Source organism: Streptomyces sp. NRRL F-6676 (assembly GCF_000725625.1).
In the GTDB taxonomy this organism is placed as follows: domain Bacteria; phylum Actinomycetota; class Actinomycetes; order Streptomycetales; family Streptomycetaceae; genus Streptomyces.
Genome location: NZ_JOHS01000023.1, coordinates 97,395 through 116,499 on the forward strand (window position 1 = coordinate 97,395; position 19,105 = coordinate 116,499).

Sequence of the window (19,105 nt, forward strand, 5' to 3'; positions counted from 1 at the left end):
CTCTCCCACTTCTGTGTCGCTGCTTCTTCGTGCCCTACTTGACGACGGCGGCGGCGAGCTTGGAGAGCGGCTCCGCGAGCGCGTTGACCGCGTCCGACAGCTCCTTGCGGTCGCTCTTGCCGACCTTGTCGTAGGAGGTGAAGTCGTAGGAGTCCGTGTTCGGGCGGTACTTGTCGAGCAGCTTGTTCAGCGCGGCGAACTGCTTGTCCAGTTCGGCGGTGAGCGCGGAGTCGTTCTTCTCGGCGACCGGCTTGAGCAGCTCGTACGACTTCTGCGCGCCCTCGACGTTGGCCTTGAAGTCGACGAGGTCGGTGTGCGAGTACCGCTCCTCCTCACCGGTGACCTTGCCGGTGGCGACCTCGTCGAGGAGTTCCTTGGCGCCGTTGGCCATCGAGGTGGGGGTGATCTCGGCCTTGCCGACCCGCTTCTGCCAGTCGGTGAGGTCGGTGACGAGCTGATCGGCGAGGCTCTTCTCGGTCGCGCCGATCTTCTTGTCCTGCCAGAGGGCCTTCTCCAGCCGGTGCCAGCCGGTCCACTTCTGGCCCTCTTCGAGGCCGTCGGCGCGGACGTCGACCTTGGGGTCGATGTCGCCGAAGGACTCGGCCACGGGCTCGGTGCGCTCCCAGCCGATGCGGGAGGGCGCGTACGCCTTCCTGGCCGCCGCGAGGTCGCCGTCCTTGACCGCCTTCACGAAGGTCTCGACCTTGGGCAGGGTGGCGTCGGCCTGCTCCTGCGCGTACTCGCGGTAGGCGGCGACGGCCTTGTCCAGCTTCGGGTCGCGGGTGGCGGTCCTGCCGCCGCCGGTGACGGTGAGCTTCTGCCGGACGCCGTGGCCCTTCATGCCGGGCCGGCAGGCGATCTCGTACGAGCCCGCCTTGACCTCGGCGGTCAGCGTGTACTTCGTCCCGGGCCCGATGTTCTCCTTCTCGGACACGATCCGGTCGTCCGGGAAGAGGATCTCGACCTCGGTCGCCTTGGACCCCTTGTTCTCGATCCGCAGCGTGACCTGCCCGGCGGGCACGGACGTGGCGGAGGTGTCGCAGGTGGAGTCGGCGGCCGTCACCTGGATCGCGTCACCGTCCTTGGCGTCGCTCTTCTCGGTGCAACCCGTGACGGCGGTCAGGGCCGCCGTGGTGGCGACGGCGGTGACGACGGAGAGACGGACGGCTCGCATCAGGGCTCCAGGCTCCAGGACAACGGATCGGCGACACGACAAGTGAGGCTGACCTAACTTAACTGAGGATTACCTCAGTCATACCCGCAGGAGTCGTGATTCACCTCTCACGGAAGGATCACAGCCACGGCTTGATCTCACTGGCGAAAAGTCGCCCCCAAGCCCAGGTCAAGCAGAGGTCAAGTCCCCTGGTGGCGCGTCATCTCGGGTGACACACATCACAGAGGGCGCGTGCACCCCCGTAAGGGGCGCGGAACTGTGTTGTCCGCGCGGCTCCGCCGCGGGGGCGAACCTCCCTCACCCGGACCCGCGATGGTTGAATCCCCCCGTGACCGACTACGACGTCCTCCGCGTCTTCTGCGGACCGACCGGCGGCTACGGCAACGAACTCGCCGTCGTCCGCGACGGCTCGCTGCTCCCCGGCCGCGAGGACCGCCAGGCCCTCGCCGCGAAACTCGGCTTCAGCGAGACCGTGTTCGTCGACGACCCCGAGCGCGGCGTCCTCGACATCTACACCCCCACCCTGCGCCTCCCCTTCGCCGGCCACCCCTGCGTCGGCACGGCCTGGCTCCTGGACGTCCCCGAACTGGTCACCCCCGCGGGAACGGTCGGCACCCGCCTGGACGGCGAGTTCACGTGGATCGAGGCCCGCCCGGAATGGGCCCCGCCCCGCACACTGCGCCAGTACGCGACGGCGGCGGAGATCGACGCCCTGCCCGTCCCGCCCTCCGGGGAGTGGATCTACGCCTGGGCCTGGCAGGACGAGCCGGCCGGCCGCGTCCGCGCCCGCGCGTTCCCCGGCCGCGACGACGGGATCGAGGAGGACGAGGCGACGGGCGCCGCCGCCCTCCTCCTCACCGCCCGACTGGGCCGAGCCCTCAACATCACCCAGGGCAAGGGCTCCCAACTCCTCACGGCCCCCCAGCCGGAGGGGTGGGTCGAGGTGGGCGGCCGGGTGGTCCTGGAACGCTGACCCGGCGTCAGCCGATGCCACCGCCGACGAAGGCGTTCCGGGCGTCCCGCCCGAACGGCAGCGCGTCACCGGCGCGCGGCGGCGCGGCCGTCACGGCAGCGTCAGGATGTCCGCGCCCGTCTCCGTGACCACCAGCGTGTGCTCGAACTGGGCCGTCCGCTTGCGGTCCGCCGTGACGACCGTCCAGCCGTCGTCCCACATCTCGTACTCGTGCGTGCCCAGCGTCAGCATCGGCTCGATCGTGAACGTCATCCCCGGCCGCATCACCGTCGTCGCCTGCGGGCTGTCGTAGTGCGGGACGATCAGGCCGGAGTGGAACGAGGTGTTGATGCCGTGGCCCGTGAAGTCCCGTACGACTCCGTAGCCGAAGCGCTTGGCGTACGACTCGATGACCCGCCCGATGATGTTGAGCTGCCGGCCCGGCCGGACCGCCTTGATCGCGCGGTTCAGGCACTCCCGGGTGCGCTCCACCAGCAGCCGCGACTGCTCGTCGACGTCCCCGACGAGATACGTGGCGTTGTTGTCGCCGTGCACCCCGCCGATGTACGCCGTCACGTCCAGGTTGACGATGTCGCCGTCCCGCAGCACCGTCGAGTCGGGGATGCCGTGGCAGATGACCTCGTTGACGGACGTGCACAGCGACTTGGGGAAACCGCGGTAGCCGAGGGTGGACGGGTACGCCCCGTGGTCGCACATGTACGCGTGCGCCACCTCGTCGAGCCGGTCCGTGGTCACCCCGGGGGCGATGTGCTTGGCCGCCTCCTCCATCGCGCGCGCCGCGATGCGGCCGGCGAGACGCATCGCCTCGACGGTCTCCGGGGTCTGCACCTCCGGGCCCGTGTACGGCGTCGGCGCGGGCTTGCCGACGTACTCGGGGCGGCGGATGTTGCCGGGGACGGAGCGGGCGGGGGAGAGCTCTCCGGGGGCGAGCAGCGACTGACCAGACATGTCGGCGAGTGTATCCAGCGGGGTTGGGGGGACGATGGCGGTGGTGAAGTGGTGAAAGGAGCTGTGACCATGGCCCTGTTCAAGAAGCGGACCGCCGGGAAGCCCGGAGAGTGGTTCTACTGCTTGCAGCACAAGAAGGTGGAGGAGGGGCCGGAGTGTCCGGCGAAGGACCGCTTCGGGCCGTACGCGTCGCCCGAGGAGGCGCGGCACGCGATGGAGACGGCGCGGGAGCGGGATCTGGAGTGGGAGACCGATCCTCGGTGGCATGACGGAGGCGAGGGAACCGACGGGGGTGCTTCGGGGCGGGGGTGAGTGAGGGTCGGCACGGCCCCGCACTCCTTAATCAGGGCGAGCCTGCCGCCCGGCGGCTCAGCGCGTGTTCGTTTGTGCGGGCGTCGTAGTGCATCAGGGCCGGGAGGAACACGGCCAGCGCCCCCACCGCCGCCACGCATGCCGCGCCGCCCGTCCAGACCGAGGCGCGGACGCCCAGCAGTGCCGCCGCGCCGCCCGCCCGTACCTGGCCCAGCTGCGGGCCCGCCGAGTACGACAGGAGTTCGATGCCGGCGAGGCGGCCGCGCAGGGCGTCGGGAATCGTCTGGTTCCAGATGGCGCCGCGGAAGATGCCGCTGACCATGTCGCAGCCCCCGGCCACGGTGAGGAACAGCAGCACCAGCCACACCTCGCGCACCGTGCCCGCCGCCACCACCGCGAGGCCCCAGCCGGCCGCCGCGACAACCACCATCCGGCCGTGCCGGTGCACCCGCGAGGTCCAGCCGCTGGTCAGCGACACCAGCAGCGAACCGGCCGGCAGGCTCGCGTACATCAGGCCCAGCGACCACGCGGCGTCCAGCTCGTCCGCGAGGAACGGCAGCACCGCCAGCGGCATCGCGAAGAACATGGCCGCGAGGTCGACGGCGTACGTGCCCAGCAGCTCCTTGCGGCCCCACGCGTACCGCGCGCCCTCCGCGATCGTCCGCAGCGACGGCCGGGCCGCCTCCCGCGCGGCGGGCGCGGCGGCCAGCCGCCACCCCAGCGCCACGGACACCGCGAACGTCAGCGCGTCGGCGGCGTACGCCCAGCCCAGCCCCGCGTACGCCACGACGATCCCGGCCACCGCCGGGCCGGCCACCCCGCCGACCGTCCACCGCAGACTGTTCAGCGAGACCGCCGCCGTGAGGTGCTCGTGCGCCACGACCCGAGGCAGCAGCGCGTCCAGCGCCGGCCGCTGCACCGCGGCGAGCGCGGAGGACAGCGCGGCGACGGCGTACAGCGGCCACACCAGCGGCCGGGGCAGCACCGCGTTCACCAGCAGGACGGCGCTCAGCAGGCCCAGGCCCGCCTCGGTGCCGAGGATCAGCCGCCGCTTGTCCAGCGCGTCCGCGAGCGCGCCGCCGTAGAGTCCGCACACGATCAGCGGAACGAGTTCGACGGCGCCGATCGCGCCGACGGCCGCCGCGGAGCCGGTGAGCTCCTTGAGCTGCACGGGGAGTGCGACAAGGGTCAGGAAGCTGCCGAAGTTGGTGACAAGCCCGGCCAGCCACATCCGGCGGAAGTCCGCGGAGGCGCGCCAGGGCGCCAGGTCCGGCAGCAGCGCCCGCCGGCGCGATCCGGGGCGCGTCGGCGGCGTGACGGGAGACGCCGGTGGGTCCTCGGCCCCGGCCGGGACCGGCGGCGCGGTGGCGGGCGCGGGGGTGGCGGTGTCGTCGGTCACGACGGGCCATGTTCGGGCCCCGGCGGGCGGGGGACAACCGAATTACCGCCTGCCCCGGACCCGTGGGGCCGAGCACGTAGAGTCGGCGCATGACCTCCAGCGACAGCGCACCCCCCGCTTCCGACGCGTCCGGGAAGGCCCCCGAGCAGACCCCCGCCAAAGCCCCCGCCAAGGACCCCTGGGACCTGCCCGACGTCTCCGGGCTGGTCGTCGGCGTCCTGGGCGGCACCGGGCCCCAGGGCCGCGGCCTGGCCTACCGGCTCGCCCGGGCCGGCCAGCAGGTGATCGTCGGCTCCCGCGCCGCCGACCGGGCCCGGGCCGCCGCCGCGGAACTCGGCCACGGCGTCGAGGGCGCCGACAACGCCGAGTGCGCGCGGCGCAGCGACATCGTCATCGTCGCCGTGCCGTGGGAGGGCCACGGCGACACCCTCGCCTCGCTGCGGGAGGAACTCACCGGCAAGCTCGTCGTCGACTGCGTCAACCCGCTCGGCTTCGACAAGAAGGGCGCCTACGCGCTGAAGCCGGAGGAGGGCAGCGCCGCCGAGCAGGCCGCCGCGCTGCTGCCGGACGCGCGCGTCACCGCCGCCTTCCACCATCTCTCGGCCGTCCTGCTCCAGGACCCGGACGTCGAGGAGATCGACACCGACGTGATGGTGCTCGGCGAGGTGCGCGCGGACGTGGAGCTCGTCCAGGCGCTGGCCTGCCGCATCCCCGGCATGCGGGGCATCTTCGCCGGGCGGCTGCGCAACGCGCACCAGGTCGAGTCCCTGGTCGCCAACCTGATCTCGGTCAACCGCCGGTACAAGGCGCATGCGGGGGTCCGGCTGACGGACGTGTGAGGGGGGCGGGGGACACCCGGGGGCATGGGGGACACTGGAGACCGCAGCAGCAATACCCGCGGTCCCCGCCTTTTCGGTACCGCAGTGTCGTCACGTCCCCGACAGGAGACCCCGTGCCCCCCTTGCTCCCACCCGACCCGTCCCGGCGACTGGCCCTCTACGCCCTCGTCGTCTGCGTCCTCTCCGTGGCCGCCGCCGTCGTCTCGTTCGTCCGGGGCAGCTGGCTGGGGATCGTATGGGTGCTGCTCGCGGGCCTGTCGTCGAACATGACGTGGTACTACGTCCGCCGCGACCGGGCCGCCGCGCGCGAGCAGCGGTCCGTCACCGGCTGAGTCCGCCACCGGGCGGCCGCCAGCCACGGCCGCCTCACTGACCGACCGCGCAGTACGGGTCGCTGTCGCGCCAGAAGCGGAACAGGTCGTAGCCGCAGTACGTCGAGAAGTCGTCGATGCCGAGGCCGCGCAGCAACGCGTTGATCCCGTCGAAGAACGTGTCGTTCACGGACGGGATCCACAGCACCACGAACACGAACAGCAGTCCGAACGGGGCGAACGGCTCCATCTGGCGCCGGGCGTTGTGCGACAGCCACGGCTCGATCACGCCGTAGCCGTCGAGCCCCGGCACCGGCAGCAGGTTCAGGATCGCCGCGGTGACCTGGAGCAGCGCGAGGAACGCCAGCGCGTAGCGGAAGGCGCGCGGCACGCCGTCCAGCGCGTCCAGCCAGAACGGGACCGTGCACAGGACGGCGAACAGGACGTTGGCCAGCGGGCCCGCCGCCGAGATCGCGCTGTGCTTCCAGCGGCCGCGTATGTGCCCGCGCTCGACGAAGACGGCACCGCCCGGCAGGCCGATGCCGCCCATGATCATGAAGAGCACCGGCAGCACGATGCTGAGCAGGGCGTGCGTGTACTTCAGCGGGTTGAGCGTGAGGTAGCCCTTGGCGCCGATGGTGAAGTCGCCGCTGTGCAGGGCGGTGCGGGCGTGCGCGTACTCGTGCAGACAGAGGGAGACGATCCAGGCGGCCGTCACGAACAGGAAGACGGCCACGCCCGGCTGCTCGGCGAACCCGGTCCAGGTGGCCCACCCGGTGACCGCGGTGACGGCCAGGATGCCCAGGAAGACGGGGCTGATCCTCCGGTCGCTGCGGCGGGCGGCGGCGGTGCTCATGGGGAAGGGGCTCCTGGGGTGCGTCGTCGGGACGTCCGTGGGTGCGGAACGTGCGTGGGCGGAACGACCGTACAGGTGATGCGGCGATGTGGGGAGAACGATCCGGGAGGCGGTGGGGGTTCCCCGCGGTGGCCGCGGCCCGGCGGGGCGGACCCTTGGTGAAACCCGGGGGCGGAGGGAACGCGTCCCCAGGGACAATGGACCCCGTGCGCTACCGCATCCTCGGCACCACCCAGGCACTCCGCCCCGACGGCACGCCCGTCCCGGTCGGCGGGGCGCGGCTGCGTGCCCTGCTGACCGTGCTCGCCCTGCGGCCCGGGCGGGCCGTGCCGGCCGGGCTCCTCGTCGAGGAGGTGTGGACCGGCGCCCCGCCCGCCGACGCGCCGGGCGCGCTCCAGGCGCTGGTGGGGCGGCTGCGGCGGGCGCTGGGCGCGGGCGCGGTGGAGTCGGCGGACGGGGGCTACCGGCTCGCGGCGGTCGCCGACGACGTCGACCTGCACCGCTTCGAACGGCTCACCGGGGAGGGGCTGCGGGCGCTGGCCGACGGCGACGCCACGAAGGCCGCCGCCGTCCTGGACGACGCGCTCGCCCTGTGGCAGGGGCCGCCGCTGGCCGACCTGCCGGACCGCACGGGGGAGTCGGCCCGCTGGGAGACCCGCCGGCTCGACGCCCGCCGCGCGCGGCTGACGGCCGCGGTGGCGCTGGGCGAGGCGGAGCAGCACCTGCCGGAACTGACCGCGCTGTGCGATCTGCACCCGCTGGACGAACCGTTGCAGGCCCTGCGCCTGCGCGCGCTGCGGGCGGTCGGCCGCCCGGCGCAGGCCCTGGCCGCGTACGAGGCCGTACGCCGTCTGCTCGCCGACCGCCTGGGCTCGGACCCGGGCCCGGAACTCCGCACCCTGCACGCCGAACTGCTGGCCGTCGCCGACGACGGCGCTCCGGCCCGTGCCCCGGGCGCCGTCCACCCCGATGACGCCGGATCCGGGACAGCGGAAACCGCCGCGGGCACCGCTCCCGGGTCCGCGAGCGCTGCCCCCGCCGAGAGCCCCCGTACGCCCCCGCCGGGCAACCTCCGGGCCCGGCTCACCTCCTTCGTGGGGCGGGACGGGGACATCGCCGCGTTGCGGCGGGATCTCGGGGCGGCGCGGCTCGTGACGCTGCTCGGGCCCGGCGGGGCCGGGAAGACGCGGCTGTCGCAGGAGGCGGGGGAGGCCGTCGCCGGAGAGCTGCCCGGCGGGGTGTGGCTCGCCGAACTCGCCCCCGTGCGCGACCCCGACGCCGTGCCCGAGGCCGTGCTCACCGCGCTCGGCGCACGCGAGACCGTGCTGCGCGGGGCCGGCGCCGAGGAGATGCGCGCCGCCACCGACGCCCACCGCGACGACCCCGTCACCCGGCTCGTCGAGCACTGCGCCCGCCGCCGCATGCTGCTCATCCTCGACAACTGCGAGCACGTCGTGGACGCCGCCGCCCGCCTCGCCGAGGAACTCCTCGCCCGCTGCCCCGGCCTGACCGTCCTCGCCACCAGCCGCGAACCCCTCGGCATCGCGGGGGAGTCGCTGCGCCCCGTGGAGCCCCTGCCGCAGCCGTACGCCCTCGAACTGCTCGCCGACCGCGGCGCCGCCGCCCGCCCCGGCTTCCGGCCCGAGGACGACCCGGAGGCCGCCGCCGAGATCTGCCGGCGCCTCGACGGACTGCCGCTCGCCATCGAACTGGCCGCCGCCCGGCTGCGCATGCTGACGCTCCGTCAGATCGCCGACCGGCTCGACGACCGCTTCCGGCTGCTCACCTCCGGCAGCCGCACCGTACTGCCCCGCCAGCAGACCCTGCGTGCCGTCGTCGACTGGTCCTGGGAACTGCTCGACGACGAGGAGCGCGGCGTCCTGCGCCGGCTGTCGGTGTTCGCCGGCGGCTGCGACCTCGCCGCCGCCGAGGCCGTCTGCGGCCCCGCCGCCCTGGACGCGCTCGGCTCCCTCGTCGACAAGTCCCTCGTCGTCGCCGCCCCCGCCGAGACAGGCGACGGCGCCGAGATGCGCTACCGGCTCCTGGAGACCGTCGCCGAGTACGCGGGCGCACGGCTCGACGAGTCCGGGGAGCGCCCGGACACCGAGCGCGCCCACCTCGTCCACTACCGCGAACTCGCCCGCACCACCGACCCGTTGCTGCGCGGCGCCGGCCAGCACACCGCGATGGGACGGCTCCAGCAGGAGTACGAGAACATCCGCACCGCACTGCGCCGCGCGGTCGCCGCCCGCGCCGAGCAGGACGCCCTCTGCCTGGTGCTGTCCCTGATCTGGTACTGGCAGATACGCGACCTGCGGATCGAGGGGCGGACCTGGACCTCCGCCGTGATGGAGCTCTTCCCCGACCCCTTCGCGGGGCCCGTGCGGCCCGTCCCCGACGTCCTGGAGAGCCCCGTCGGCGCCCGCCCGCCGTTCGCCCCCGGCCTCCTCGACGAGGCCCGGCGCGGCGTCCACCTGGCCCATCTCGCCTACATGGACATCGAGCTGGGCTCCTGGCAGACCGAAGAGGCCCAGCGCAAGCTGCGGACCATCGCCGGCACCTACCGGCCGGGCCAGCCGCAGGTCTGCCGCATGCCCGGCAGTCTGTGGTTCTTCGCCGTGCTGCTCACTGGCGAGCTGGACGACATCCGCGGGGTCGTCGACGCGACCGTGGACACCTGCCGCGCGCTGGGCGACGACTGGGACCTGGCCCAGGCGCTGGAGACCCGGGCCAACATCCTCGCCAACCGCTCCGACTGGGCGGGCGACGCGACCCGTGACGCGGAGGAGGCGCTGGAGATCTTCACCCGCATCGGGGACGCCTGGGGCGCCGCCGAGGCGCTCTCCGCCCGCGGCGAGTCCCTGGAGCACACGGGCGCCTATCTGCGCGCCGCCGCCGACTACGAGACGGCGATCGAGCACGCCGACCGGCTCGGTGCCCACGCCCAGGTCGGCGTCCTGCGGTCCCGGCTCGGCGCCGCGCTGATCGAGGCCGGCCAGGGCGAGCGGGGCGAGCGGCTGCTGCGGCAGGTGATCGAGGAGAACGCGGGGTCGGTGTCCGAGGGCATGCCCACCGCCCGGCTGTTCCTGGCGCTGTGGCTCGGGCACACCGGCCGGACCGGCGAGGCCCGCGCACAACTGGCCCTGCTCCGCGTGGAGTTCAAGGCGGCGGGCTTCCCGGTGTTCGACGGGCTCGTGCTCACCCTCGAAGCCTGGCTGGACGCCCTGGACGAGCGGTACGACGACGCACTGGAACGCGTGTGCGAGGCGCTCGACCGCGCCGGCGACCGGCTCACCCATCTGATGGCGCCCCAGCTGGGCTCGACGGGCCTGATCATCGCCGCCCTCGTCCTGACCGGCCTCGACGGCCGTGACCGCGCGGACGCCGTCCGCTGCCTGGGCGCCGCCGACGCCCTGCTCCCGCCCCGCCAGCTGCTCAACATCGCGGAACGCGCGAACCGGGAGACCGCCGAGCGGCAGCTCCGCGAGCTGCTCGACGCACCCGCGTACGAGACCGCGTACGCCGAGGGCGGCGGCCTCACCCTGGAGGAGGCCACCGCCCTCGTACGACGCGGACCGCGGGCCCCCGGCGAGGGGCCCTGACGACGGGCGGACCCGCCGCCTCACGCCTTGGTGGAGAACTTGCGGACCGCGATCGGCATCATGACCGCCGTCAGCACCGCCGACCAGGCGACGGTGATCAGGATGTCGTGGGCCACGGGACCGCCGTTCATCAGCCCCCGCGCGGCGTCCGCCAGCGAGGACAGCGGGTTGTAGTCGGTGAACGCCTGGAGCCAGCCCGGCATGGTGCTGGTCGGGGCGAAGATGGACGAGCCGAACTGGAGCGGCATCAGCACGAGGAACCCCATCGCTTGGACGGCCTGGGCGCTCTTCATCACCACACCCAGGGTCAGGAAGATCCACATCACCCCGAAGCCGAACACCATCGACAGACCGATGGCCGCGAACAGGCCGGGGACGTCGGACACGGACAGACCGAGCAGGAAGCCGACCACCAGCAGGATCGCGGTGGCCACGAGCATCCGGCCGATCTCCACCACGATCTTGGCGATCAGCACCGAGGCCCGGCCGATCGGCAACGACCTGAAGCGGTCCATCACCCCGGTCTGGAAGTCCTGGTTGAAACCGGTGCCCACGCCCTGCGCGATGTTCATGCCCATCATCGCCATCAGGCCCGGCACCAGGTAGTTGACGTACTCCTGCCGGTTGTCGGCCCCGCTGATCGCGCCGCCGAAGACGAACACGAACAGCAGACAGAAGACGATCGGGAAGAGCACCGCGTCGAACATCGACTCGGGGTCCTGCCGGATCCACAGCAGATTGCGGCGGATCAGCGCGCCGGTGTGGCGCAGATGGCCGCGCAGCCCGATCCGGCCGTCGCCGGAGAGCGGGGCGGGCGCGGTGGGGCGCGGGGCGGCGGTGGCGGCGCTCATACGGCGACCTCCTCACGGGTGGGGACGCCGTCCTGCGCGGCGGCACTGGCCTTGTGGCCGGTGAGCGACAGGAACACCTCGTCCAGGCTGGGCAGTTCGGTGGTGATGGAGGACAGCGTGATGCCGCGCGCGGTGAGCGCGCCGACGACCGCGGTCAGCTGCTCGTCGCTGAGGATCGGCACCAGGACGCTGCCGGTCTCGGCGTCGACGGTGGCGCTCCCGGCGCCGGTGAGCCCGAACTCGTCGAGCGCGGTGGCCGTCGGGCGCAGCTCCAGCGGGTCCGCCGGGCGGATCCGCAGCGTACGGCCGCCGACGCGTGCCTTCAGCTCGTCGATCCGGCCGCCCGCCACGACCTTGCCGCGGTCCACGACCGTCAGCTCGGAGGCCAGGTACTCGGCCTCCTCCATGTACTGGGTGGTGAGCAGCACGGTGGCGCCCTCGGTGACCATCCGGCGCACCTCGGTCCACACCTCGTTGCGGGTGCGCGGGTCCAGACCGGTGGTCGGCTCGTCGAGGAACAGCACCGCCGGGCGGCCGATCATGGAGGCGGCCAGGTCGAGCCGGCGCCGCATACCGCCGGAGTAGGTGCCCGCCGGGCGCCGGGCGGCCTCGGTGAGCGAGAACCGCTCCAGCAGACCGTCGGCGCGGGCCCGGGCCTCCTTGCGGGGCAGATCGAGCAGCCGGCCGATCAGATAGAGGTTCTCGAAGCCGGACAGCTTCTCGTCCACGGAGGCGTACTGGCCGGTCAGCCCGATCACGCGGCGGGTCTGCCGGGGCTGGCGCAGCACGTCGTACCCGGCGACGGTGGCGCGGCCGGCGTCCGGCACGATCAGGGTGGACAGGCAGCGGACCAGGGTCGTCTTGCCGGCCCCGTTGGGGCCGAGCACACCGAGGACGGTGCCCTCGCGCACGTCGAGGTCGACGCCGTCGAGCGCCTTCGTCCGGCCGTAGTGCTTCACCAGCCCCCGCACGGTGACGGCCGCGTCCCGGGCGGCGTCGGGGTTCTTGTCGATTCGCGTCATGCCGATGACGGTGCCAGCCCCCACCGACAGACCGCCTACAGATCACCGACAGGAGAACCGACGGGAGAACCGACAGGGCACCGACACGGCGCCGATCCGACGTCGGTCCGGCGCCGGTACGACGTCGGTACGACACCGATCCGACGCCGGTCCGGCGGAGCCGCGCACGGGCACGGCCCCGCGTCCCTTCCGGGCGCGGGGCCGTACACCCGCACTCAGTGAACCGAGTGCTCCTCCGTCGGGAACGTGCCGCCCACGACCTCCTCCGCGAAGGACTTCGCCGCCTCGCCCATGGTGCGGCGTAGTTCGGCGTACTGCTTGACGAACTTGGGGACCCGGCCGGAGGTCAGGCCCATCATGTCCGTCCAGACCAGGACCTGGGCGTCGGTCTCGGGGCCGGCGCCGATACCGACGGTCGGGATGTGCAGCACCCGGGTCACCTCGGCCGCGAGCTGTGCCGGGACCAGTTCGAGGACGACCGCGAACGCGCCCGCGTCCTGCACCGCCTTCGCGTCCCGGAGCAGCTGCGCCGCGGCCTCCTCGCCGCGGCCCTGCACGCGGTAGCCCATCGCGTTGACGGACTGCGGGGTCAGGCCGATGTGCGCCATGACCGGGATGCCGGACTCCACCAGCAGTTCGATCTGGCGGTGCGAGCGTTCGCCGCCCTCCAGCTTCACCGCGCCGGCCCCGGCCTCCTTCACCAGCCGGGTCGCCGAGCGCAGCGCCTGCACCGGGCCCTCCTGGTACGAGCCGAACGGCAGGTCGGCCACGATCAGCGCACGCCGGGTGCCGCGCACGACGGCGGCGGAGAGCATGGTCATCTCGTCGAGGGTGACGGGGACGGTGGTGTCGTACCCCAGGTGGCAGTTGCCCGCCGAGTCGCCGACGAGCATCACCGGGATGCCGGCCTCGTCGAACACGGACGCGGTCATCGCGTCGTACGCGGTGAGCATCGGCCACTTCTCGCCGCGCTCCTTGGCGGCGGTGATGTCGCGGACGGTGATCCGCCGGGTGCCTTTGCCCCCGTACAGCGCCCTGCTGTCGCCGGACGGCTTCAGCGCGCCCGGCGCGGACTGCTCCTGGGCAGCCGAGAACTGCGTCATCGCAACGGCTCCTTCTGTCATCTCGAGGCGCCCTGACGGCGTCCCCGGACCGTTTTCCATGGTGGCACCTCGGGGTGCGGCTCACCAGAGTGGGGCGGGCGATCCTCGTCTCACGCGACGCGGCCCGGGCCGCTCGGAGCACGCGCCCGTACGCGGGGCCGCCCCGTCCGGCTCCGTAACGCCTCCGTAAAGAGTTCCGATACGAGACGGTGCCGTATCGAAATTCGTCCTACGCTCGTTCCATGACAACTCCCGCTGCCCCGGCCGAACGCCGGGTGCCGGAGGCGGTGCACCGGCGACGGTGGGCCATCCTCGGCGCCCTCATGCTGAGCCTGTTGATCGTGGTGCTCGACAACTCGATCCTCAACGTGGCCATCAAGACCATCTCCACCCCGGCCCCCACCGGCCTCGGCGCCACCCAGAGCGAGCTGGAGTGGGCGATCAACGCCTACACCCTCGTCTTCGCCGGGCTGCTCTTCACCGCCGGACTGCTCGGCGACCGGCTGGGCCGCAAGAAGACGCTGCTGGCCGGTCTCGCCGTCTTCGGCATCGGCTCCGCGCTCGCCGCCGAGTCCGGCTCACCCGTCCAGCTCATCGTCTTCCGGGCGATCATGGGCCTGGGTGCCGCGTTCGTCATGCCGGCCACCCTCGCCATCCTCATGAACGTCTTCGAGCGCGACGAGCAGCCCAAGGCCATCGGCATCTGGGCCGGCGGCGTCGGCCTCGCCATCGCGATAGGCCCGATCACCGGCGGCCTCCTGCTTGACCACTTCTGGTGGGGCTCGGTCTTCCTGGTCAACGTGCCCATCGTCGTCCTGGCGCTCGGCCTGATGATCTGGCTGGTCCCGGACTCCCGCGACCCGCGCCCCGGCCGCGTCGACCCGCTCGGCGTCGTCCTGTCCGTCATCGGCCTGGTCCTGCTCGTCTACGGCATCATCAAGGGCGGCCAGCTGGCCGACTTCACCGACCCCAAGGTGCTGGCCAGCAGCCTCGGCGGGCTCGCCGTGCTGGTCCTCTTCGTCCTCCACGAGAAGCGCAGCGACCACCCGTCCATCGACATCACCTACTTCAAGAACAAGGTCTTCTCCGCCGCCATCGTCGCGATCACCCTGGTCTTCTTCGCGCTGATGGGCGTGACCTTCTTCTCCGTCTTCTACACCCAGAGCGTGCGGGGCTTCTCGCCGCTGGAGACCGGTCTGCTGATGCTGCCGCTGGCCGCCGCACAGATGATCTTCGCCCCGCGGGCCCGGCTCCTCGTCGACCGGTTCGGCAACAGGGCGACGACCACCGTCGGACTGCTGCTGCTCGCCGCGATGCTCGCCGCGTTCGCCGCGCTCGACGCCGACACCCCCATCTGGATCCTCGAGGTGATCTTCTTCCTCATGGGCACCGGCATGGCGCACATCATGACCCCGACCAGCGTGGTCATCATGCAGGCCCTGCCGCGCGAGAAGGCCGGCTCCGCCTCCGCGCTCAGCAACACCTTCCGCCAGGTCGGCGGCGCGCTCGGCATCGCCGTCCTCGGCTCGGTGCTCTCCACGGCCTACCGCAACGGCATCGAGGGCAGCCTGACCCGCGTCCCGGCCGGCCTGCGGCACACCGCAGGCGAGTCCATCGAGGCCACCCTGGGCGTGGCGCACAAGCTCGGCCCGCGCGGCGACGCCCTGGTCGGCCCCGCCAACGACGCCTTCCTGCACGCCATGCACGTCACCGCCCTGTGGGGTGCGGGCGTCGCGGTGCTCGGCGCGGTCGTGGCGGGCGTCTTCCTGCCCGGGAAGGCACCCAAGGAACCCGAGGGCGAGACGGAACCGGAGCTCGTCACCAGCCGGGACTGACCGGCCCCGAGCGCGGGGGGCGGCGCGGATACACACGGGGGCAGTGGGGGATCCTGGCAGCACAGGAGACGAACGGAGCACCACGTGACCCTTGCCGACAGCACCGCCGGACAGCGGGGCACGCCCGCGCGCGGGCGGCCCCGCAGCGAGGCGCTGGAGCACGCCATCATCGAGGGGGTCCTCACCCTCCTGGAGGACGGCGTGCCGCTCGCCGAGCTCTCCATGGAGCGGATCGCCCGCACGGCCGGCGTCGGCAAGGCCACGATCTACCGGCGCTGGAGCGGCAAGGAGGAACTCTTCGTCGACGTCGTGCGCGCCGCCGAGCCCGCCGAGCCCGTCCTGCCCGGCACCTCGCTCCGCGACGACCTGGTGGTCATGCTGGAGTGGATGCGCCGGCGCGGGCTGGCCGGCCGGTCCTCGGCGGTGCTGCGCAACGTCCACGCGCAGATGAAGTCCAGCCCCCGGATCTGGACGGCCTACGAGACGTCCGTCGTCAGACCCCGCCGCAACGCCCTCGTCGAGGTGCTGCGGCAGGCGCAACTGCGCGGCGAGATCCGCGCCGACGTCGACGTGCGGCTCGCCTACGACCTCCTCACCGGTCCCATGCTCCTGCGGTCCGTCCTGCGGCCGGACGGCGACCTCCCCGAGGACCTCGCCGAGCGCATCGTCGACACGGTCATGGAAGGACTGTGCCCGCCCGCCGGAGAACCGCCCCGCTGACGGCCCGTCCGGGGCCGGCCGGCGGCCCGGCCGGTGCGTGGCGGGTGGCCCGGCCGACGGTCCCGTCCGGCCTTCCGGTTGTCCGGTGGCCGAGCCTCCCACATGCCGTCAGAAGGCAGTTCCCGACTGGGCCGTGTGCGCATTTCGTCACAAGAATCGCCCGTTCCGCTTCCGTTCGGAACGCGGGACGCCGACTTCGTCGTCCTTGTGCGGGTACGGCCGCCCCGGCGACTGCCGTACGGAAGCGATCATCCCCTAGGGTTTTCCTCCACGGGGACGACGACGTGCACGGGCAAGGTGTGAGGCGACGGTATGGCGCAGGCGCAAATGACGGAGACCGGCAACGACGACGGGAACGGGGACGGCCGTCGGGGAGCCCGGTTCCGGCGGCTGTGGCACCGCCTGCGCACCGACCGCGGCATCTGGCGCCGGGGCATCGTCCTCGCCGTCCTCGCGGTGCTCCTCGGACTGCTGATGGCCCTGCACGAGAGCGTGCCCAACCGGATCGGCAACTTCGGCAGCCTCCTGGAGACCTTCCTGCCCTGGCTGGGCGTCCTCGTGCCGGTGCTGCTGGTACTCGCGCTGGTGCGCCGTTCGGCGACCGCGCTGATCGCCCTGCTGGTGCCCGTCCTGGTCTGGACGGACCTCTTCGGCGGACTGCTCTCCGACAAGACCGCCGAGGGCGGCGGCGACCTGACCGTCGCCACGCACAACGTCAACGCGAACAACGCCGACCCCTCCGGCACCGCCCGCTCGATCGCCGCCGCGGGCGCCGACGTGCTCGCGTTGCAGGAACTCAAGGCCTCCGCGGTGCCCACGTACGAGAACCTGCTGGCGCCGACGTACAAGTACCACGCGGTGGTCGGCACGGTCGGGCTGTGGAGCAAGTACCCGATGAGCGGCGTCAAGGCGGTCGACATCAAGCTCGGCTGGAAGCGCGCGATGCGGGCGACGATCGCCACGCCCGAGGGGCGGCTCGCCGTCTACGTCGCCCACCTGCCCTCCGTACGGGTGAAGCTGCGGGCCGGGTTCACCGCCCGCGAGCGCGACCGCAGCGCGGACGCGCTGGGCGACGCCATCGCGCACGAGAAGCAGTCCCGGATCGTCCTGCTCGCCGACGCCAACGGCACGATGAACGACCGCGCGCTCACCGCGGTCACCTCGCAGCTGCGCTCCACGCAGGGTGCGGTGGGCAGCGGCTTCGGCTTCAGCTGGCCGGCGTCGTTCCCGATGGCCCGGATCGACCAGATCATGGTCAAGGGCGTGAAGCCGGTGTCGTCGTGGTCGCTGCCGGCAACCGGCAGCGACCACCTCCCCATCGCGGCGAGCCTTGAGCTCGCCGGGGACGGGGAGTAGGGCGCGACCTAACCTCGTTCGCGCCACGCGTTGGTGATGGGCAGGCGCCGGTCCTTGCCGAAGCCCTTCGCGGAGATCTTCGTGCCCGGCGGGTACTGGCGTCGCTTGTACTCCGCCGTGTCCACCATCCGCAGCGTTTTGACGACCAGTTCCCGCTCGAACCCGGCCGCGACGATCTCGTCGGCCCCCTGGTCGCGATCCACGTACCGGTCGAGGATCGCGTCCAGGACGGGGTAGTCCGGCAGCGAGTCCGTGTCGACCTGCCCCGGCCGCAGCTCCGCGCTCGGCGGCTTGGAGAGGGAGTTCTCCGGGATCGGCGGCGTCTCGCCCCGCTCCTGTGCCGCCCGGTTCCGCCACCGGGCCAGCGTGAAGACCGACGTCTTGTACACGTCCTTGATCGGCCCGTACGCGCCCACCGAGTCCCCGTACAGCGTCGAGTACCCCACCGCCAGCTCGGACTTGTTGCCCGGGGCCAGCACGATGTGGCCCTCCTGGTTGGAGATCGCCATGAGCAGTGTGCCGCGCAGCCGTGACTGGAGGTTCTCCTCGGCGAGCCCGGTCAGCTCCGTGGCCGACATATACGCGTCGAACATCGGCGCGATCGACACCGTACGGAAGTTGAGCCCCGTACGCCGGGCCAGCTCCGCCGCGTCGTCGCGGGAGTGCTCGGACGAGTACTTCGACGGCATGGAGACGCCGTACACGTTCTCCGGGCCCACCGCGTCGCACGCGAGCGCGGCCACCAGCGCGGAGTCGATGCCGCCGGACAGACCGATCAGCACCGAGCGGAAACCGTTCTTCCTCACATACGCGCGCAGGCCGACGACGAGCGCGGAGTAGACCTCCTCGTCGTCCTCCAGCCGGTCCGCGTAGCCGCCGGTCAGCTCGGGCTCGTAGGCCGGGAGGGGCTCCTCGGAGACGACCAGGCGTTCGATGCGCAGCCCGTCGTCGACGACGTCCCCGTCGGCCGGCGCGTCCGCGGAGACGCCGGGCAGGTCGAGGTCGAGCATCACCGCGCACTCCTGGAACTGCGGCGCCCGCGAGACGACCTCCCCCTCGCGGTCGACGACGATGGTGTCGCCGTCGAAGACCAGCTCGTCCTGCCCGCCCATCATGGCCAGGTAGGCGGTGGTGCAGCCGGCCTCCTGGGCGCGCTTGCGCACCAGCTCCAGGCGGGTGTCGTCCTTGTCGCGCTCGTACGGGGAGGCGTTGACGGAGAGCAGCAGCCCGGCCCCGGCCGAGCGGGCGGCGGGCACCCGGCCGCCGTCCTGCCACAGGTCCTCGCAGATGGCGAGGGCGATGTCGACGCCGTGCAGCCGCAGGACGGGCATGGTGTCGCCGGGCACGAAGTAGCGGAACTCGTCGAAGACGCCGTAGTTCGGCAGATGGTGCTTGGCGAAGCGGAGCGCGATCCTGCCGCGGTACAGCACGGCGGCGGCGTTGCGGGGGGTACCGGCCGGCTGGCCGTACTTCGGCTGCGCGGACTCCGAGCGGTCGAGGTAGCCGACGAGGACGGGCAGCTCGCCCAGGCCCTCGTCGGCCAGCCGCGCCGCGAGCTCGCGCACGGCGGCCCGGCTGGCCTCGACGAAGGAGGACCGCAGGGCGAGGTCCTCCACGGGATACCCGGTGAGCACCATCTCCGGGAACGCCACGAGATGCGCTCCCTGCCGGGCACACTCCCGGGCCCGCCGAAGCACGGCCTCCACGTTCCCGGAGAGGTCACCGACGGTCGAGTCGATCTGATTCAGGGCGAGACGTAGTTGAGGCACGCCCACCAGTGTAATCGTCACACCGACACGATGGG

16 protein-coding genes are annotated in these 19,105 nt (G+C 72.6%); 8 read left to right on the forward strand and 8 right to left on the reverse strand.

Features of this window, described 5'->3' with window-relative positions; genetic code table 11:
- Nucleotides 1-34: 34 nt before the first annotated feature.
- On the reverse strand, nt 35-1,174 hold the full coding sequence (gene efeO / locus IO29_RS16815) for an iron uptake system protein EfeO (RefSeq protein WP_030379671.1): 1,140 nt from the start codon (nt 1,172-1,174) through the stop codon (nt 35-37).
- 328 nt (nt 1,175-1,502) lie between these two features.
- Between efeO and IO29_RS16820 the strand changes: the two genes are divergently transcribed.
- Nucleotides 1,503-2,147: a PhzF family phenazine biosynthesis protein gene (locus tag IO29_RS16820; protein ID WP_030379672.1), complete on the forward strand. Its 645-nt coding sequence runs from the start codon at nt 1,503-1,505 to the stop codon at nt 2,145-2,147.
- A 90-nt stretch (nt 2,148-2,237) separates the two neighbouring features.
- Here IO29_RS16820 and map read toward each other — a convergent pair whose 3' ends face one another.
- Nucleotides 2,238-3,095, reverse strand: coding sequence for a type I methionyl aminopeptidase (gene map / locus IO29_RS16825; protein WP_030379673.1), 858 nt, complete (start codon nt 3,093-3,095; stop codon nt 2,238-2,240).
- A 69-nt stretch (nt 3,096-3,164) separates the two neighbouring features.
- Between map and IO29_RS16830 the strand changes: the two genes are divergently transcribed.
- Nucleotides 3,165-3,407, forward strand: a complete 243-nt coding sequence (locus IO29_RS16830; RefSeq protein WP_030379674.1) for a hypothetical protein — start codon at nt 3,165-3,167, stop codon at nt 3,405-3,407.
- Between the two features lie 31 nt (nt 3,408-3,438).
- Here the strand turns inward: IO29_RS16830 and IO29_RS16835 are convergent, their stop codons facing one another.
- Nucleotides 3,439-4,686 carry an MFS transporter gene (locus tag IO29_RS16835; protein WP_030379675.1) on the reverse strand — a complete coding sequence of 416 codons (1,248 nt, stop codon included), beginning with the start codon at nt 4,684-4,686 and terminating at the stop codon, nt 3,439-3,441.
- 209 nt (nt 4,687-4,895) lie between these two features.
- Between IO29_RS16835 and npdG the strand changes: the two genes are divergently transcribed.
- Nucleotides 4,896-5,645, forward strand: coding sequence for an NADPH-dependent F420 reductase (gene npdG, locus IO29_RS16840; RefSeq protein ID WP_030379676.1), 750 nt, complete (start codon nt 4,896-4,898; stop codon nt 5,643-5,645).
- Nucleotides 5,646-5,758: 113 nt separating this feature from the next.
- On the forward strand, nt 5,759-5,977 hold the full coding sequence (locus IO29_RS16845; protein WP_030379677.1) for a hypothetical protein: 219 nt from the start codon (nt 5,759-5,761) through the stop codon (nt 5,975-5,977).
- A 34-nt stretch (nt 5,978-6,011) separates the two neighbouring features.
- Here the strand turns inward: IO29_RS16845 and IO29_RS16850 are convergent, their stop codons facing one another.
- Nucleotides 6,012-6,812: a site-2 protease family protein gene (locus IO29_RS16850; RefSeq protein WP_030379678.1), complete on the reverse strand. Its 801-nt coding sequence runs from the start codon at nt 6,810-6,812 to the stop codon at nt 6,012-6,014.
- A 197-nt stretch (nt 6,813-7,009) separates the two neighbouring features.
- Here IO29_RS16850 and IO29_RS16855 point away from each other — a divergent pair, with 197 nt between their 5' ends.
- Nucleotides 7,010-10,414 carry an AfsR/SARP family transcriptional regulator gene (locus tag IO29_RS16855; protein ID WP_030379679.1) on the forward strand — a complete coding sequence of 1,135 codons (3,405 nt, stop codon included), beginning with the start codon at nt 7,010-7,012 and terminating at the stop codon, nt 10,412-10,414.
- A gap of 20 nt (nt 10,415-10,434) precedes the next feature.
- On the opposite strand, the gene IO29_RS16860 is transcribed toward IO29_RS16855, so the two are convergent.
- The 3 genes from IO29_RS16860 to panB all read right to left on the reverse strand — a co-directional run bounded on the left by IO29_RS16860 (nt 10,435) and on the right by panB (nt 13,390).
- A complete protein-coding gene (locus tag IO29_RS16860) occupies nt 10,435-11,265 on the reverse strand; it encodes an ABC transporter permease (RefSeq protein WP_030379680.1) in 831 nt (276 codons plus the stop codon).
- Complete coding sequence (locus IO29_RS16865) at nt 11,262-12,287, reverse strand: ATP-binding cassette domain-containing protein (RefSeq protein ID WP_030379681.1); 1,026 nt, start codon at nt 12,285-12,287, stop codon at nt 11,262-11,264. The genes IO29_RS16860 and IO29_RS16865 overlap by 4 nt, the downstream gene beginning before the upstream one ends.
- A gap of 215 nt (nt 12,288-12,502) precedes the next feature.
- Nucleotides 12,503-13,390 (reverse strand): 3-methyl-2-oxobutanoate hydroxymethyltransferase, encoded by an 888-nt coding sequence (gene panB / locus IO29_RS16870; protein ID WP_030379682.1) that lies wholly within the window; start codon nt 13,388-13,390, stop codon nt 12,503-12,505.
- 242 nt (nt 13,391-13,632) lie between these two features.
- Here panB and IO29_RS16875 point away from each other — a divergent pair, with 242 nt between their 5' ends.
- The 3 genes from IO29_RS16875 to IO29_RS16885 all read left to right on the forward strand — a co-directional run bounded on the left by IO29_RS16875 (nt 13,633) and on the right by IO29_RS16885 (nt 17,301).
- Complete coding sequence (locus IO29_RS16875) at nt 13,633-15,225, forward strand: MFS transporter (RefSeq protein WP_030379683.1); 1,593 nt, start codon at nt 13,633-13,635, stop codon at nt 15,223-15,225.
- An 84-nt stretch (nt 15,226-15,309) separates the two neighbouring features.
- Nucleotides 15,310-15,945: a TetR/AcrR family transcriptional regulator gene (locus IO29_RS16880; RefSeq protein ID WP_030379684.1), complete on the forward strand. Its 636-nt coding sequence runs from the start codon at nt 15,310-15,312 to the stop codon at nt 15,943-15,945.
- Between the two features lie 312 nt (nt 15,946-16,257).
- Nucleotides 16,258-17,301 carry an endonuclease/exonuclease/phosphatase family protein gene (locus tag IO29_RS16885; RefSeq protein WP_030379685.1) on the forward strand — a complete coding sequence of 348 codons (1,044 nt, stop codon included), beginning with the start codon at nt 16,258-16,260 and terminating at the stop codon, nt 17,299-17,301.
- 8 nt (nt 17,302-17,309) lie between these two features.
- Here IO29_RS16885 and IO29_RS16890 read toward each other — a convergent pair whose 3' ends face one another.
- Nucleotides 17,310-19,070, reverse strand: a complete 1,761-nt coding sequence (locus IO29_RS16890; RefSeq protein WP_030379686.1) for an NAD+ synthase — start codon at nt 19,068-19,070, stop codon at nt 17,310-17,312.
- Nucleotides 19,071-19,105 lie beyond the last annotated feature (35 nt).

What these genes read in the sequence shown, in the direction of transcription:
- efeO (WP_030379671.1), bottom strand. Translation starts at nt 1,174, where the DNA reads ATGCGAGCCGTCCGTCTCTCCGTCGTCACCGCCGTCGCCACCACGGCG.
- map (WP_030379673.1), bottom strand. Translation starts at nt 3,095, where the DNA reads ATGTCTGGTCAGTCGCTGCTCGCCCCCGGAGAGCTCTCCCCCGCCCGC.
- IO29_RS16830 (WP_030379674.1), top strand. Translation starts at nt 3,165, where the DNA reads ATGGCCCTGTTCAAGAAGCGGACCGCCGGGAAGCCCGGAGAGTGGTTC.
- npdG (WP_030379676.1), top strand. Translation starts at nt 4,896, where the DNA reads ATGACCTCCAGCGACAGCGCACCCCCCGCTTCCGACGCGTCCGGGAAG.
- IO29_RS16850 (WP_030379678.1), bottom strand. Translation starts at nt 6,812, where the DNA reads ATGAGCACCGCCGCCGCCCGCCGCAGCGACCGGAGGATCAGCCCCGTC.
- IO29_RS16855 (WP_030379679.1), top strand. Translation starts at nt 7,010, where the DNA reads ATGGACCCCGTGCGCTACCGCATCCTCGGCACCACCCAGGCACTCCGC.
- IO29_RS16860 (WP_030379680.1), bottom strand. Translation starts at nt 11,265, where the DNA reads ATGAGCGCCGCCACCGCCGCCCCGCGCCCCACCGCGCCCGCCCCGCTC.
- IO29_RS16865 (WP_030379681.1), bottom strand. Translation starts at nt 12,287, where the DNA reads ATGACGCGAATCGACAAGAACCCCGACGCCGCCCGGGACGCGGCCGTC.
- panB (WP_030379682.1), bottom strand. Translation starts at nt 13,390, where the DNA reads ATGACGCAGTTCTCGGCTGCCCAGGAGCAGTCCGCGCCGGGCGCGCTG.
- IO29_RS16875 (WP_030379683.1), top strand. Translation starts at nt 13,633, where the DNA reads ATGACAACTCCCGCTGCCCCGGCCGAACGCCGGGTGCCGGAGGCGGTG.
- IO29_RS16885 (WP_030379685.1), top strand. Translation starts at nt 16,258, where the DNA reads ATGGCGCAGGCGCAAATGACGGAGACCGGCAACGACGACGGGAACGGG.